The sequence below is a fragment of the Gemmatimonadaceae bacterium genome (genome assembly GCA_036496605.1).
Taxonomy (GTDB): Bacteria; Gemmatimonadota; Gemmatimonadetes; order Gemmatimonadales; family Gemmatimonadaceae; genus AG2.
Genome location: DASXKV010000056.1, coordinates 29911 through 45385, shown reverse-complemented (window position 1 = coordinate 45385; position 15475 = coordinate 29911). Strand labels below are relative to the sequence as shown.

General features: G+C 62.9%; 12 protein-coding genes. 5 read left to right on the top strand and 7 right to left on the bottom strand.

Going from position 1 to position 15475, the window contains the following annotated elements; translation table 11 throughout:
• The first annotated feature begins 130 nt into the window (after window positions 1-130).
• The 5 genes from VGH98_22910 to VGH98_22890 all read left to right on the top strand — a co-directional run bounded on the left by VGH98_22910 (window position 131) and on the right by VGH98_22890 (window position 6549).
• Window positions 131-2020, top strand: coding sequence for an ABC transporter ATP-binding protein (locus tag VGH98_22910; protein ID HEY2378850.1), 1890 nt, complete (start codon window positions 131-133; stop codon window positions 2018-2020).
• Window positions 2021-2196: 176 nt separating this feature from the next.
• Complete coding sequence (locus VGH98_22905) at window positions 2197-3657, top strand: FHA domain-containing protein (GenBank protein ID HEY2378849.1); 1461 nt, start codon at window positions 2197-2199, stop codon at window positions 3655-3657.
• 10 nt (window positions 3658-3667) lie between these two features.
• Entirely contained in the window at window positions 3668-4462 is a 795-nt protein-coding gene (locus VGH98_22900) for a Stp1/IreP family PP2C-type Ser/Thr phosphatase (protein ID HEY2378848.1), read from the top strand.
• Window positions 4459-4647 carry a hypothetical protein gene (locus VGH98_22895; GenBank protein HEY2378847.1) on the top strand — a complete coding sequence of 63 codons (189 nt, stop codon included), beginning with the start codon at window positions 4459-4461 and terminating at the stop codon, window positions 4645-4647. Before VGH98_22900 ends, VGH98_22895 begins: the two co-directional genes overlap by 4 nt.
• Before the next feature lie 75 nt (window positions 4648-4722).
• A complete protein-coding gene (locus VGH98_22890; protein ID HEY2378846.1) occupies window positions 4723-6549 on the top strand; it encodes a serine hydrolase in 1827 nt (608 codons plus the stop codon).
• Window positions 6550-6583: 34 nt separating this feature from the next.
• On the opposite strand, the gene VGH98_22885 is transcribed toward VGH98_22890, so the two are convergent.
• The 7 genes from VGH98_22885 to VGH98_22855 all read right to left on the bottom strand — a co-directional run bounded on the left by VGH98_22885 (window position 6584) and on the right by VGH98_22855 (window position 15462).
• Complete coding sequence (locus tag VGH98_22885) at window positions 6584-7867, bottom strand: HD domain-containing protein (GenBank protein HEY2378845.1); 1284 nt, start codon at window positions 7865-7867, stop codon at window positions 6584-6586.
• A 399-nt stretch (window positions 7868-8266) separates the two neighbouring features.
• Entirely contained in the window at window positions 8267-9901 is a 1635-nt protein-coding gene (pckA, locus tag VGH98_22880) for a phosphoenolpyruvate carboxykinase (ATP) (protein ID HEY2378844.1), read from the bottom strand.
• Window positions 9898-12219: an NADP-dependent malic enzyme gene (locus VGH98_22875; protein HEY2378843.1), complete on the bottom strand. Its 2322-nt coding sequence runs from the start codon at window positions 12217-12219 to the stop codon at window positions 9898-9900. The genes pckA and VGH98_22875 overlap by 4 nt, the downstream gene beginning before the upstream one ends.
• Window positions 12220-12276: 57 nt before the next feature.
• Entirely contained in the window at window positions 12277-13197 is a 921-nt protein-coding gene (locus tag VGH98_22870) for a deoxyribonuclease IV (protein ID HEY2378842.1), read from the bottom strand.
• A complete protein-coding gene (locus VGH98_22865) occupies window positions 13190-13405 on the bottom strand; it encodes a hypothetical protein (protein HEY2378841.1) in 216 nt (71 codons plus the stop codon). Before VGH98_22865 ends, VGH98_22870 begins: the two co-directional genes overlap by 8 nt.
• A gap of 9 nt (window positions 13406-13414) precedes the next feature.
• A complete protein-coding gene (locus VGH98_22860; GenBank protein ID HEY2378840.1) occupies window positions 13415-14611 on the bottom strand; it encodes a peptidoglycan DD-metalloendopeptidase family protein in 1197 nt (398 codons plus the stop codon).
• Between the two features lie 2 nt (window positions 14612-14613).
• Window positions 14614-15462 (bottom strand): permease-like cell division protein FtsX, encoded by an 849-nt coding sequence (locus VGH98_22855; protein HEY2378839.1) that lies wholly within the window; start codon window positions 15460-15462, stop codon window positions 14614-14616.
• Window positions 15463-15475: the final 13 nt, after the last annotated feature.

Here is a 15475-nt window from a genome sequence, read left to right as displayed (position 1 = left end):
CTCCAAAAATTGGGGGTAGAACCGCACCCGCCAAAAACGCAACCGATGTACCACAGTGGTCGTTGCGCGGCCGGTAAAGCCGGACTGAAGCATCTCGAAACCGGCCTGCCCGGGCCGTTACCTTACGACAATGTCGTCGCCCGTAACCGAATACCACGAGGAAGACGCACTCGGGAAAGCCTACGACGGTCGGCTGATGCGCCGGCTCCTGCGTTACGCGCGGCCTTACGGGTGGCTCGTCATGGGGTCGCTCTCGTTGCTCGCTGGCGAAGGCGTGCTTCAACTCGTTGGGCCGATGCTGACTCAACGGGTCATCGACGTCGCATTACCCGCGCGCGATGTCGCGGCCGCTGGTCGAATGGCGGGCCTTTTTGCGCTCGCGCTCGCGTTCTCATTCGTCGCCTCGTACGGCGAGACTCTGCTCACGAGTCTGCTTGGCCAGCGCGTGATGCGCGATCTACGTCACGAATTGTTTGCGCATCTGCAGGAGCTGCCGGTCGCGTTCTTCGATCGAAATCCCGTCGGTCGACTGATCACGCGCGTTACGTCCGATGTCGAGTCTCTGAACGACCTCTTTACCGCAGGAGTTGTCTCGGGAATGGGCGACCTCTTCACGCTGGTTGCGATCAGCGTGTTGATGCTCATTATCGATTGGCGACTCGCGCTGGCGTCGTTTGCTGTGATTCCGTTCGTCTGGATGACGTCGAGCATCTTCCAACGCTCTGTGCGCTCTGCCTATCGAGAGATTCGAACGCGTCTCGCGCGCATCAATGCTTACCTGCAGGAACACATCACGGGGATGCGAATCGTCCAGCTCTTCAGTCGCGAGCGAGACGAGGCGGCGCGATTCGACAGACTGAATCGCGACCATCTGGACGCACATCTCAAATCGATTCGCGTCTATGCACTCTATTTCCCCGCAATCGAAATCCTGACGACGGTGGCACTGGCGAGCTTGATCGTTGCCGGCGCGCGACGTGTAGAGATCGGCGCATTGACGGTGGGGACGGTTGCCGCGTTTCTCCAACTCGTGCGGCGCTTCTTCGATCCGCTACAGGATCTCTCCGATAAGTACAACATGCTGCAGCAAGCGATGGCAGCGTCCGAGCGCATTTTCAAGCTCATCGACACGCCAATCGCTGCCGGAACGTCCGCGTTGACGCCGAAGGACGGAGCGCGTCACCTCACCTCGCGGAAGGTGACCGTCGAATTTCACGACGTGTGGTTCGCGTATGACATCGCTCATGTGGCGCGAACGACGACAGGTGAGCAGTCGCCGGAGTGGGTGCTCAAAGGGGTGAGCTTCCGGGCCGAACCGGGACAGACGCTCGCGCTTGTGGGTCACACGGGGGCAGGGAAGACCACGATCGTGAATCTCTTGCTGCGGTTCTATGATCCGCAGCGCGGACGCATCACGGTAAACGGCGTCGACATTCGTGAGATGCCCATCGACGAGCTCCGCTCGTTGATTGGCTATGTACAGCAGGACATTTTCCTGTTCGCCGGTGACATCACGAGCAACATTCGTCTGTCGAATCCATTGAGTGAGGAGCAGGTCACCGCGGCGGCTTCGCGTGTGGGCGCCGATCGCATCATTCGTCGCCTGCCGGAGGGATACTCGCACGTGCTCGGCGAGCGGGGAGCGTCGATCAGCGTTGGGGAGCGACAGCTTCTCTCATTCGCTCGCGCGATCGCCGCCGATCCGGCGCTGCTGATTCTCGATGAGGCGACGAGCGCGGTCGATAGCGAGATCGAGGCGGAGATTCAGAGCGCGCTCGCCGTGCTGATGAGCGGTCGCACTACAATCGCGATTGCGCATCGCCTGAGCACGATCGTGGGAGCAGACGAGATCCTCGTGCTTCACCATGGTCAAGTGCGCGAACGCGGTACGCATCGGCAGTTGATGGCGAAAGGTGGTCTGTACGAGCGACTGTATCGATTGCAGACCGGAGCGGCCGTTGGACGAGGCAGCGGGAGGGAGCGCACAGCTGGCAGGGACGCGCTCGTCAGCGGAATGTGAGCGGTTCACGTATCGTCCGTTGCGCGCGTGCAACGCGTCAACTATCGCATTTTTCACCGCTTGCGAGCGTTGCGGGGGCTGGAGTAGTTTCTGCCGACCCCTGCTCGCTGCGCTCGCAGGAGCTTCCGGGTTCGCGCGCGCTCAGCGCGCGACTGTCCGCCGCGCCAGCGTAACCGATGCCGGTCCTCCGAATCAATGACAGTCAACACACGCTCGGGCCTGGTAAGACGCGACTCGGTGGCGGTGCCGACGTCGACATTCGGGTCTCAGACGATGAACGCATTGGGACGCAGGCGGTGATCGACCTCGCCGAGGGTCAGTCGGTGATCCAGCGCAGTGGCGATGCCGCCGTGAAAGTGAACGGTGTTCCGCTCGGCGCCGAGCCCACGCCCTTGATGCACGGCGACAAGATCGAGGTCGCTGGGCGCGAGCTGTTTTATGCGGAGGATACCAAGGGCGGGACAACGCGTCACGTGATGCAAAGCGAGGTGCGGTCCATCCTCGAAAAGCGTCCCGGCGCGCCTCGTGCGACGATCGGCTCCGGTGGACGTCTCGTGTCACTCGTCGACGGAAAGGAGTATCTCGTGCCCGAGCGCGGGATCACGATTGGGCGGGACGCAAGCTCCGATGTCGTCGTCGCGCAGAACGAAGTCTCGCGACGGCACGCCGAAATCGTTCCGTCCGAGCGCGGATATCTGTTGCATGATCACAGCACGAACGGCGTGCACGTGAATGGCGTACGCGTTCTGCAGTCGCAAGTGCTCAATCGATCGGACGTGGTTCGCGTTGGCGGCGAGGAATTTCGTTTTTACGCGGACGTGATCATTTCCGGAACGATGCCGGCAGCGACGATGCCGGCCGGGGCGACGCCTCTGACTTCGCAAGCGCCCGCTTCTCCCGCTCCAGTTGCCACGAGCGCACGTGCAGAGCGTCCGAAGCAACCATCGTCGACGAGCGACGACACCGCGGGGCCGATGCCATCCGTCGCGCCCGCAGCGCCCGCCGACACGACGCTTCGTGTTTCCGCGGTGCCCGATGCACCCGCGCCCGAGCCCGCGCCGGCTGCTGCTGCCGCACAGCCGTCACCGGCAGGGCTGGCAGCGCCGGCAGCTGCCGATTCTCGACCGGTGCTGGCCATCCTCGAGGTCATCAACGAGGGCGTGTCACGCGGGAAGCGCTTTGAGGTGCGCGTGCCGCTCGCGCACGTCGGTCGGGGCACGCACAACGACGTCGTCATCGACGACGACAGCGTGTCGGATATCCACGCGAAGCTGCAGCGTCGAGAGGATGGTTGGTATCTCATCGATCTGAGCTCGACGAATGGTACATATGTGGGTGGCTCGCGACTCACGCACGAGCGGCGGCTCGACGGTGCGCCGGATGTACGCTTTGGCGGAGTGAAGCTGACGTTCCGGGCCGCCGATGTGCCGGTGCCGGCCGCGAAGAGCACGCGCGCGATTGCGTCGACGCCGATCGATCGGAGCAAGATCCCACCGCGTCAACCGCGAGCGACCGCGCCGGCGAAGCCAGCGCCTGTCGCGGCGCCCGAGCGTGCGACAGGTGGAGGTTTCGCGTGGAAGTGGGTTATCATCGTGATCGCCGCCGTCGCTGTTGCTTTCTACCTCTTGAAGAGCTGACGAGTTGATAGTGCGTCTGCTTCACGCTGCTCGGACCGATGTCGGGATGATCCGCTCCGGCAACGAAGACAATTTCGCGGCGGAGACGGACGACAAGCGCGGCCTCTTCATCGTTGCGGATGGCATGGGCGGCCACGCTGCGGGCGAGGTCGCGAGCGAAATGGCCGTACAAATCGTGCGGCGGGATCTCCTTGAAATTCGCGATCTCGAGACCAATGGTGTCGATCGGCTGATCACCGATGCTCTCAAGAACGCGAATCGGAAGATCCATGACCGAACGCTGACGGAGGTCGACAAGCAGGGGATGGGTACGACGGTGTCCGTGCTGCTCATCGCCGGACGCCGGTATCTCATCGGCCAGGTTGGCGACTCGCGCGTCTACCTCCTTCGCGATGGAGCCCTCATCCAGCTCACGAAGGATCACTCGTACGTACAGGAGCAGGTCGACGCCGGGTTCCTCACGCCGGAGCAGGCGCGCTATCACCCGTACAGCAACGTGATCACGCGCTGCGTCGGCGCGAGCCCCGAGGTGGAACCCGACGTGTACCGCGGTGAGGTAAAGCTCGGCGACGTGTTCCTCGTCGCGAGCGACGGCCTCACCGGAATGGTGGACGATCGCCGTCTTCAGACACTGCTCATCTCGCGGGCAACACCGGATCGCAAGGTGCACGCATTGATCTCCGAGGCGAACGGCCGCGGTGGACTCGACAACATAACGGCGATCGTCGTCGAGATTACCGACGTCGATGGCGCGCGCACTGATACGCCGACTGGGCCGATGGCCACCCAGCCGCGGGTGTCATGACGGACGAGACGGTCGCGAGCATTGCCGCGCTGTACCTTGGAAACATTCTCTACGCGCTCGAGCGCGCCGCCCTGAGTCTCGACGAGGAAGGCCGGCGCGACGACGCGGCGTTCTATCGCGGCATCGCCCGCAAGCTCGCTGAAGCGAGAGGACGCGAACGGCCGCTGGAACAGGAAGCGCGCTAGGAAGGTAGCTTTCGCGTCGCCGTGCGAAGCGCGATATTGGCCGCGCTGCGTTCGATTCCCCTCCCGAGGTCCCCAATGCAAATGCGTCGCTCTGCACTGCGCACGGCCTTCGCCCTTGCCGCGCTGACGTGTGTCACGCCGGCACTCGCACAAAAACCTGCCCCGAAGCCCTCGCTCGCGGGATTCGACCAGTACATCGCAAAGGCGATGCAGGACTGGAACGTGCCAGGCCTCGCGATCGCGGTCGTCAGGAACGACTCGATCGTGCTGATGAAGGGTTACGGCACGCGCACGATGGGAACGACACAGCCGGTGGATGAGCATACGCTCTTCGCGATCGGGTCGAGCTCGAAGGCGTTCACCGCGACGCTCGCCGCCATGATGGTCGATCAGGGCAAGATGCACTGGGACGATGCCGCGACGAAGTACCTGCCCGGCTTGCAGCTCTTCGATCCGTACGTCACGCGCGAGCTCACGCTGCGCGATCTGCTCACGCACCGGAGTGGCCTCGAGCGCGGCGACTTGATGTGGTACGCCACGGATTACGATCGCGACGAGATCCTGCGCCGGGTGCGTTTCCTGAAGCCGACCTGGAGCGTTCGTTCCCACTTCGGCTACCAGAACATCATGTACCTGGCCGCCGGACAGGCCGTCGCGCACGCCGCCGGCAAATCGTGGGACGAGCTGGTGCGCGAGCGGATCTTCATGCCGTTAGGCATGACGGAGAGCAACACGTCGGTCCGCGACCTTGCCGGCAAGACGAACGTCGCGACGCCGCACGTCGAGGTCAACGACACGTTGATCGTCGTGCCGTGGCACAACATCGACAATATTGGACCGGCTGGCGCGATCAACTCGAACGTGGCGGACATGATCAAGTGGGTTCGCTTTCAGCTCGCGCAAGGCAGCGTCAACGGCAAGTCGCTCGTCAGCCCGTCCGCGCTCGGCGAGACGCACACGTCACAGATGACGATCCCCGTCGGCGCGGACTCGAAGCAGATCAATCCGTACACGCATCTCGAGGCGTACGGGATGGGCTGGTTCCTCCAGGATTATCGAGGACGCGAGCTCGATCAGCACGGCGGCAACATCGATGGAATGAGCGCGATGGTCGCGCTGATGCCGGAGGAGAAGCTGGGCATGGTGATCCTCACGAACGCGAATGGGTCGCCGGTGCCGGCGATTGCGATGTACCGCATGTTCGACGCACTGCTCAGCGAGCCGGCACGTGACTGGAACGGTGAATTCCTCAAGCAGTACGATAAGTTGCGTGCGCAAGCCAAGGAGGCCGAACAAAAGCGTCTCGCTCAGCGCGCGGTGAACACCAAACCGTCACTCTCGCTCGACCAGTACGTCGGTGTGTACAGCGACAGCATGTACGGCGACGCGAACGTTCGGTTCGCGAATGGCGTGCTCAAGATGTCGTATGGCACGGCATTCGACGGAGAGCTCGAGCACTGGCACTACGACACGTTCCGCGCAAAGTGGACCAACCGTGCGGTGGGTCCCAGCTTCGTGACGTTCGCGTTAGGCGCTGACGGCAAGGTCAAGAGCGTCGACTTCGAGGGGATCGGTACTTTCAGCCGCCGTCCCGAGGCCGCCGACACGTCGCGGAAGATCGTACTTGCGGCGAACGAGGCCGGCAGGCTCACGGGGAAGTTCGTCTCCGAGACGCCGGCGCTCGCGATTGACGTGACGTACGACGGCGAGTTGAAGCTGACGGTGCCGGGTCAGCCGGTGTACACCCTTCTCGCAGACTCGCCGACGCGATTCCGCATGACGGGGAACAATGTGCCGGCGGGATTCTTCGTCGAGTACGAGATGGCCAATGGCGGCGTCAAATCATTAAAGCTCATCCAGCCATCGCCGCGACCGACCTTGACTTTTGCGCCGAAGCGTTAGGCCGTCTCCATCATCCTGAGGAGCGAAGGGCTCCTCAGGATGACAGGAGTAGCGATCGACCGTGATCGAGAGATGAACACACGTCGTCACGCGAGCGCGTGACTATTCCGAGGACCTGGTCGCGACGCAGTTGAACGGGACGACGGGTGAACACGCGTAACCATCGCGCGGACCGATAGAATTCCTCGGCAAGCTTCGGCAGGTTGATCGCCCCTTCGCCGTGCGTCGTGAGGCGAAATACGTCGCCGTTGCGCCGTTGCACCGGGATGTCCAGACCCAGCATCTGTGTCTTGGTGGGATAGTCGAGCAGGAGCTCCCCCCGGTTCAGCCCGAGCTCTGCGGCAACCGCATCCTCGACGCGCCGAGTGAGCGTTCGATCATCCGCGATCCACTCGGCTGCCTCGGGCGCCAGGTCGCCGGCGGGACACTGGAAGGCGCGTTTGAAGAGCCGGCGCTCACGCAAGGCGACGAGCAACGGGCTCGGTGCTCGCCGTGCCAGATCGTGTAGCAAACCCTCATCGGTGAAGCCGGCCAGGGTCGCCGCGTCGAGCGAGCCGGCGTTCACGGCATCTTCGACGAGGCGCTTGTACATCGCCGTCGCGCTTCGCACCGCGTGATGCCAGTACACATTGCGGTACATCTGGTACCGGGCGAAGAGCAGCGATTCGAGTGCCGAGAGCCCCTTCTCGACGATGCCGATCTCCGCGCCGTCGTCTGCCTGCACCACCGTGAGTGAATTCAAGAGACGATCGACGTCGATCTCGCCGTATGGCACGCCGCACATAAAGGCATCGCGTCGCAGGTAATCGAGCTTGTCGAGATCGAGTGAGCCCGAGATGAGACGCTGCAAGGGACTCGCGCTGGCGCCGCGAATGAGCGCCATGATCTGATCGGGGGTGTCGTCACTCATCGCGCCGCTCAGCGCGTCGGCAACGGCGCCGCTCGTGATCAGCGGCCGCGCAACCTCCTCGTGATGCAGCGCGCCGATCTCCTCGAGCGCATGGGAGAAGGGATAGTGACCGATGTCGTGCAACAGCGCGGCGACGCGGACGGTGGAGCAATCGACCTTCGAGATGCCCGCGAGGGCGCCTCGCTCATCGAGGAGCGCCAGCGCGCGTCGAGCGAGATGATATGTGCCGAGCGCGTGCTCGAATCGGGTGTGCGTGGCGCCGGGATAGACGAGAAACGCGAGGCCCAACTGACGCACGTAGCGGAGACGCTGGAATGCCGGCGTATCGACGAGTCGCATCGCCAACGTGTCGACGGCGATATTGTTCCACAACGGATCGCGGATGATCTCCATTTGTCGCTCGGGCATCTCACGCGCCATCAGCGAGCGGCTTTGGTGCATAAATCAAAATTCAGAGCGTAAACCGAGGTCGCACACATTCCGCGCCGGCGGTGCGGCGAAAAGAGATCAAGATCTTTGGACGCCAATGACGCCAATCTGAAGCGAATCCAATCGACTGGCCTTGCAGCGCTGTCGAGCGGGCACTCCTCTCGCGAGATCCTTCTTGGTGAAGGCGACGAACCGGGCGCGAGGTTCTCAATCCTCCAGCCATTCACAATCATGGGCTTGCGCGATCATCGCTTTCGTGCGCACGCTTGGATTCGCCCCCTTCGCACAATTCGCGTCCCACACCTCTCGAGCCTCAAGCTCGGCCGCTTTCCCGAGATCTGTCATGAACGAACCCAATTCTGGCATAGGGCCGAACGCTCAGACCCGGGGACCTGCACTGCGAACCGCTTCGCTGACAAACGATTCAAACTTCTTGAAGTTCTCCTGGAACATGCCAGCGAGCTTCTTTGCCTGAGCATCGTATGCCGCGCCGTCGTTCCAGGTCTGGCGCGGTTGCAGGATCGATTTCGGGACGTCGGTGATCTCCGTTGGGACGGCAAGCCCGAACGTTGGATCGACCATCGTCTTCGCGCTCGCGAGATCGCCGCGCAACAGCGCGTGCACCATTTTCCGTGTGTGCGAGAGCTTCATCCGCGTGCCGACGCCGTACGCGCCGCCCGTCCACCCCGTGTTGACGAGCCAGACGTCGGCATGATGTTCCTCGATGAGCCGCCCGAGCATCTCCGCATACGTCCAGGGGTGCCAAACGAGAAAGACCGCGCCAAAGCACGACGAGAATGTTGCCTGAGGTTCCTTCACCCCACGCTCCGTGCCCGCGACCTTCGCGGTGTAGCCAGAGAGGAAGTAGTACATCGCCTGATCGCGCGTGAGCTTCGCGACCGGTGGGAGAACGCCGTATGCGTCTGCCGTGAGGAAGACGATATTCTTCGGATGTCCCGCGCGCCCGTTAGGTACGAAATGCGGGATGTAGTGTAGCGGATACGATGCGCGGGTATTCTCCGTGATCGATTGATCCTCGAATTTCACCTTTCTCGTGATTGGATCGAGGACCACATTCTCGAGGATCGTGCCGAACATTTGCGTGGTACGATAAATGTCTGGCTCGTTGTCGGCCGACAAATTGATCACCTTCGCGTAGCAGCCGCCTTCAAAATTGAACGTTCCTTCGGTCGACCATCCATGCTCGTCGTCGCCGATGAGGGACCGCTCCGGATCGGCCGACAACGTCGTCTTGCCGGTGCCGGACAGGCCGAAGAACAGCGCGCAGTCTCCCGCCTTGCCGACGTTTGCCGAGCAGTGCATCGACAGAACGCCCTGCTTAGGCAGGTAGTAATTCATCACGGTGAACATGGCCTTCTTCAACTCACCGGCGTAGCGCGTGCCGCCAATGAGGATCATCCGCTTTGCGAGATTCAGAATGATGAACGTGCTGGAGCGCGTGCCGTGTTTCGTCGGGTCGGCCTGGAACTCCGGCGCGTGAAGCACGGTGAAGTTCGGATCGAAGGTGGCCAGTTCGGCGACGTTCGGCCGAATGAACATGTTCCGGACGAACGCCATGTGCCACGCGCTCGGCGAGACATAGCGAACCGATAGCCGATACTTCGGATCAGCCCCGCAGTAGAGGTCCTGAACGAAGAGCTCCTCGCGACCATTCAGATAGGCGCGCACGTCGGCGAGCAGTGTCTCGAACTTCTCTGGCGCCATCGGCTGGTTCACCTTGCCCCAGTCGACATCCCGTTCCGACTGTGGCTCACGCACGACAAACTTGTCGTTCGGAGACCGCCCGGTGTGGGGTGAAGTAATGGCGACAAAAGGTCCCATTTCGGCGAAATCACCCTCGGCGCGCCGCGCCGCATTCTGGATCAGCACCGCGGCAACGAGGTTCCAATGGACCTCGCCGTTAGGCTCGAGTCCCTGGGCCTCCAACCCGACTCGTCCTTGAATGTCTGCTGCTTCCTGCTGCGGTTGCGTCTGTGTTGCCATATGGGTCATAACCTCGAGTAGACTGTCGGCGCGATGCCGTTCGCCGGCGTGGTACGCGCCGCTGCTGGCTCCGCTGGCTGTGTGCGGCCCTGCGCGTCGACGACCGCAACCGCGGTCATGTTGACGATGTCCTGGACATCGGCTCCGCGCTCGAGTACGTGCACGGGGCGGCTCATTCCGACGAGGATAGGTCCGATCGCCGTTGCCCCACCCAGGTGATCCAGCAACTTGTATGCGATGTTGCCGGCGCTCAGGTTCGGAAAGATCAGGACGTTCGCCTGGGACTTGAGCGCGCTGAATGGATAGTCGCGCTGAAGAATCTCGGTATCGAGAGCCGTGTCCGCCTGCATCTCTCCATCCACGATCAACGACGGGTCGCGCTGCCGCAGTAACTGAACTGCTCGGGCCACTTTCTCTGCCTCGGGGTGACGCACGGAGCCGAAATTCGAGAACGAGAGCATTGAAATCCGTGGCTCGATCCCGAAGTTCCGTGTCACCCGGCTGGCGGCGTATGCGATCTGCGCCAACTGCTCGGCCGTCGGATCGATGTTCACCGTCGTGTCGGCGCAGAATACCACGTGCTTCTCGAACACGAGCATGTACATGCCGCTCACGAGACCCGATTTGGGATGGGCTCCCACGACCTCGAGTGCTGGCCGGATCGTCTCGGGATAGTGCAGGTTGACGCCGGAGAGCAAGGCATCCGCATCGCCCCGAGCGACCATGCACGATCCAAAGTAATTGCCGTTGTAGAGACGACGGCGAGCCTCTTCGAGGCTCATTCCTTTTCGCTGACGCCTCGCCCACATGAAGTGCGCGTACGCTTCGCGCAATGGTGAGCTCGACGGATCCTCGATCACGATGTCGTCCAGCGAAATGCTCATCTGCGACGCCGCGCGCTCGATGGCGGCACGGTTCCCGAGCAGTATGGGCTCGGCAATGCCCTCATCGACCACAATCTGAGCGGCTCGTATGATCTTCGGCTCCTCACCTTCGGGATACACGACGCGCTTCGGATTCGAGCTCGCGCGATTGATCACGCCGCGCATGACGCCGCGCGCGCGGCCGAGTCGCGCCTCGAGGCGTTCGCGGTACGCGTCGAGCTCGACGAAGTCGTTCGCTGCACCGCTGGCAACGGCCGCCCACGCGACCGCCGGCGCGATCCAGAGCAGGACACGCGGGTCAAATGGAAAGGGAATCAGGTAATCCGGACCGAATTGTACTTGGCGCAATCCGTAGAGCGATGCGACGCTGTCGGGCACGTCCTGCTTCGCGAGCAACGCGAGCGCGCGTGTCGCTGCCATCTTCATCTCCTCGTTGATCTCGGTCGCGCGTACGTCGAGCGCGCCGCGGAAGATGAATGGAAAGCCGAGGACGTTGTTGACCTGGTTCGGGTAGTCGCTCCGGCCCGTGGCAATGATCGCGTCGTCGCGAACCGCGCGGACCTCGTCAGGCAGAATTTCCGGTACGGGATTGGCCAACGCGAACACGATCGGCTTCGGCGCCATCTTCGCGATCATTTCGCCGGTGACCGCGCCGGCGACGGACAATCCGACGAAGACGTCGGCGCCCTCGAGTGCGTCGGCGATCGTGCGCGCCCTGGTTTGCACCTGGAAGCGCGCCTTGTACGGATCCATGTCGCCGGTGCGGCCCTTGTAGATCACGCCCTGCCGGTCACACATGAGTATATGCTCACGCTTCACGCCAAGCCGGACATAGTGTTCGGCGGTGGAGATGGCCGCGGCTCCTGCACCCGAGAAAACGACGATCACATCTTCGATCGCTTTCTCGACGATCTCGAGCGCGTTGAGCAGTGCCGCACCGGAGATGATTGCCGTCCCGTGTTGATCATCGTGAAACACGGGAATCCGCATCGTCTTGCGGAGCGTTTCCTCGATGTAGAAACAATCCGGAGCGCGAATGTCCTCGAGATTGATACCGCCGACCGTTGGCTCGAGCAGCTGACAAAACTTGATGACGTCGTCCGCGTTCTCCGAACCGACTTCGATGTCGAAGACGTCGATGTCCGCGAATTGCTTGAAGAGATTGCCCTTGCCTTCCATCACGGGCTTGCCGGCGAGCGCGCCGATATTGCCGAGGCCGAGGACGGCGGTACCGTTGGTGACGACGGCGACGAGGTTGCCCTTCGCGGTGTACGAGTAAGCGAGGTCCGCGTCGCGCTTGATCTCGAGGCAGGGCTCGGCGACACCAGGCGAGTAGGCGAGCGAGAGGTCCCGCTGATTCGTCAGCGGCTTCGTCGGGACGACGGCGATTTTTCCGGGTCGGCCGCGCGAGTGGTAGTCGAGTGCGTCTTGTTTCTTTGTCATAGGGGCAGACAAGAACAATAGCAGAATGGACCCGCTAACCGTGAGAGGGAAAGAGGGTTAGGACTTGGTCAATGGTGCCGACGCGTAGCGCCGCAGGCGCGCGAGCATCCGCGAGTCCGTCTTCGTTGCGTCGTCGAGTTTCGGCGTTTCGATCAGCTTCGGAACGGCGACGAAACGCTCATCGGTCATAATGCGACGAAACGGTTTTGCGCCGAGCGATCCTTCGCCGATCAGTTCGTGTCGGTCGCGGCGCGACGCGAAGGGGGTCTTCGAGTCGTTGAGGTGCATCACTCGAAGGCGCGGCATCCCGACGATGTCGGCAAAGCGCCGCCAGACGTTGTCGAAGTCGCGAACGAGATCATAGCCGGCTGAGTAGGCGTGGCATGTGTCGACGCAAACTCCCATACGCTCGCGACCGTTCGGTACTACGCGTTCGATGAGTTGCGCAAGCTCCTCGAACGAGGATCCGATGGCCGTCCCCGCACCCGACGTGAGCTCCATGCAGAGCACCGTCCTGCCCGGCACACGCTCGAGCGACTCGGTAATCGCGTCGGCGTTGCGTTGGATGCCGCTGGCCCGGTCGTCGATGTAGTTGCCCGGATGCGAGACGAGGTAGTCGAGACCGAGTGCCTCGCAACGCGCGAGCTCGGCAACGAACGACTCGATCGAGCGACGACGCAGCGTCGGGTCCGGGCTCGCGAGGTTTATCAAGTACGAATCATGTGCCGCGGTCGCGCGCACATCCGTGTCCGCGAGCGCGGCGCGAAAGGCCATGCATTCGTCGTCGGCGCATGCGCGCTCCGCCCAACGACTGGCCATCTTCGTGAAGATCTGCATCGCCGTCGCGCCGATCGCTCTGGCGCGGGCCGGCGCTTGAGACGTGCCGCCGGCAATCGAGATGTGCGCGCCGAGCAGGAGATTGGTTGGCGCTGGCTTCTTTCGGACGATCTTCTTTGGCGGCCGCGGCCGCTCAGGCATCGTATTCTTTCTGACGTCCGCGCAGGACTTTTCCGCAACGAGGGCAGTGCAGCGTCACCTCATCGTCTTCGTCGCGCAGGTAGTCGTAGCGGCGGCCGCAGGCGCATTCACCTTCGAGCGACTCGTGGCCGCAGACGACGCAGTAACGGTCCTCGACCTCGTACGCGCGAAACCGGGCGCATACCGTACAGCGCTTGGTGACGTTCATATCTCTCGTTTATCGCTCGCCGCGGAGCCAGCTCGCCGGATCGACCGCCGGGCCGCCATGCCGGATCTCGAAATGAAGATGCGGAGGTAAATCGGGATCGGAGACGCCGACCGTGCCGATCTGCTGGCCCTTGGTCACGGTTTCATGCAATCGCACGTCGGCGCGGGCGAGCGAGCCATAGATGGAATAATCCCCACCGCCATGCTCGATGATGATCGTGGTGCCGTACGTGCCTAACGAACCAACGCTGACGACGGTGCCGTCGGCGACCGAGTGAACCGCGGTGCCGACCGCAGCGCGAATGCCGACGCCATTCCAGCGAATCGTCGCATTGCTCGCCGTCTGCGCCTTGCCGTACGAGTAAACGAGCGGTCCGTCAACGGGCCAGTCGAGCTGGCCGTAATCGCTCGTCTTGATCGAGCTCGTGCTGTGCGCTGACGCAACTCCACGACTGTTCTCGGTGCGCCGCCGGTCCGCTTCGAGCGATGCGATCGTCGTGGCGATCTGCGCCTCGGTTCGACGCAGCCGATCGATACTCTGCTCCGTTCGACGGGCACTCAGCTGTGTCTCGGCCAGCTTCGACGAGCGCTCCTGCTCCAGGCCGCGAAGGTTGTCCTCCTCCATGCGCTTATCGTTGCGATTCTGCTCGAGCGCCTCCTGAAGGTGAACGAGCCGGTCGTGATCGCGGCCAACCTGATCGCGTAGCTCCTCGACACGCGCGACGAGCGCGCGGTCGTGCAGCGCGAGCGTATGCAGATACTTGTATCGGGCAACGAGCTCGCCGAACGACTGCGCGGACAGCAGGACCTCGGCGGTGAACAGCGGGCCGCGCTTGTAGATGTCCACGAGTCGCAGCTTCAAGGTCGCGCGTTTGTCGGCGAGCTCGGTTTCGGTGCGAATCATGTTCTGCGACGCCTCGTCGACGTCGCTGTTGATGCTCGCCAGCTGGCGATCGAGTGCGGCGACAAGACGCTCGGTCGCCTCGCGCCGCGCGTTGAGGTTGGCGACTTCTTCCGAGAGGTCGTGGACGCTCGCGCGCAACTCGAGCATTCGTCGCTCGAGGTCGGCGCGCTCCTGGCGAATGCGATCGAGCTCTTCCCGCTGCGCGCGAAGCTTGTCCTGCGCGTGGAGCGGCGCAGCCGAAGCAATCGTCAGCGCCAGGGCACCGAGCAACCCTCTACGCCAAACGCTTCGCGCTCCGCCCATGGTTACACCCGCCGCAGATGTCGGCCAACCGAAAAGGCGCTCCCGAAGAACCCCATCATCGCGCCGCCGGCCAGGCCGACGATCGCGATCGTTTGATCGAAGAAGACGGTCTGGAAGTTGAGATACGCGCCTACGATCCAGATCGCGAGCCACGTTAGGCACAACGCCAGCGCACCGCCAAGCACCCCCTTCATGAACCCTTCGATCAGAAAGGGCCGGCGGATGTAGCCGTCCGTCGCTCCGACGAGGCGCATGATCGAGATCTCGCGGCTGCGCGCGAGCACCGCCATGCGGATCGTCGAGCCGATGATGATCACCGCGACCGCGGCAAACGCGAGCCCGAGCGCGACGCCGGCGACGCCGGCGATGTTGCGCAAACGGTAAAGCTGCGCGATCCACTCTTCGCCGAACCGGACGTCGTCGACGATCGGCAACGCTTTGAGTCGAGCGGCGACCTGCTTCACCGATTCCGGATCGCGATATCCCGGTTTCAGGCGGATGTCGATCGACGGTGGCAAGAACTCCGCTTCGAACACATCCTTGAACTCACCCAGCTCGCGCCGCGCGCGCTCGAGCGCTTGCTCCTGCGTCACGAGATCGACGCTCTGCACCTCTGGATATCTGGCGACGTCACCCGCAGCGAGCGCGATCTGCTCGACCGGTGTCTTCTCCGATACGAAGGCCCGAATCTCGACGCGCTCCTCGAGCTTCTCCAGCGCCTGACGAATGTTGAGCACGACAAGCCCGAACAGACCAACGGCGAAGAGTGAAAACGCAATCGTCGTTATGCTCAACGCGCTGAGAAGCGGGGCACGCCGAAAGGCGGAGAAGGCGTCGCGAGCTGCTGGCATAGGTCCGGGGCGT

What these genes read in the sequence shown, in the direction of transcription:
- VGH98_22910 (HEY2378850.1), top strand. Translation starts at nt 131, where the DNA reads ATGTCGTCGCCCGTAACCGAATACCACGAGGAAGACGCACTCGGGAAA.
- VGH98_22905 (HEY2378849.1), top strand. Translation starts at nt 2,197, where the DNA reads ATGCCGGTCCTCCGAATCAATGACAGTCAACACACGCTCGGGCCTGGT.
- VGH98_22895 (HEY2378847.1), top strand. Translation starts at nt 4,459, where the DNA reads ATGACGGACGAGACGGTCGCGAGCATTGCCGCGCTGTACCTTGGAAAC.
- VGH98_22890 (HEY2378846.1), top strand. Translation starts at nt 4,723, where the DNA reads ATGCAAATGCGTCGCTCTGCACTGCGCACGGCCTTCGCCCTTGCCGCG.
- VGH98_22885 (HEY2378845.1), bottom strand. Translation starts at nt 7,867, where the DNA reads ATGCCCGAGCGACAAATGGAGATCATCCGCGATCCGTTGTGGAACAAT.
- pckA (HEY2378844.1), bottom strand. Translation starts at nt 9,901, where the DNA reads ATGACCCATATGGCAACACAGACGCAACCGCAGCAGGAAGCAGCAGAC.
- VGH98_22875 (HEY2378843.1), bottom strand. Translation starts at nt 12,219, where the DNA reads ATGACAAAGAAACAAGACGCACTCGACTACCACTCGCGCGGCCGACCC.
- VGH98_22870 (HEY2378842.1), bottom strand. Translation starts at nt 13,197, where the DNA reads ATGCCTGAGCGGCCGCGGCCGCCAAAGAAGATCGTCCGAAAGAAGCCA.
- VGH98_22865 (HEY2378841.1), bottom strand. Translation starts at nt 13,405, where the DNA reads ATGAACGTCACCAAGCGCTGTACGGTATGCGCCCGGTTTCGCGCGTAC.
- VGH98_22860 (HEY2378840.1), bottom strand. Translation starts at nt 14,611, where the DNA reads ATGGGCGGAGCGCGAAGCGTTTGGCGTAGAGGGTTGCTCGGTGCCCTG.
- VGH98_22855 (HEY2378839.1), bottom strand. Translation starts at nt 15,462, where the DNA reads ATGCCAGCAGCTCGCGACGCCTTCTCCGCCTTTCGGCGTGCCCCGCTT.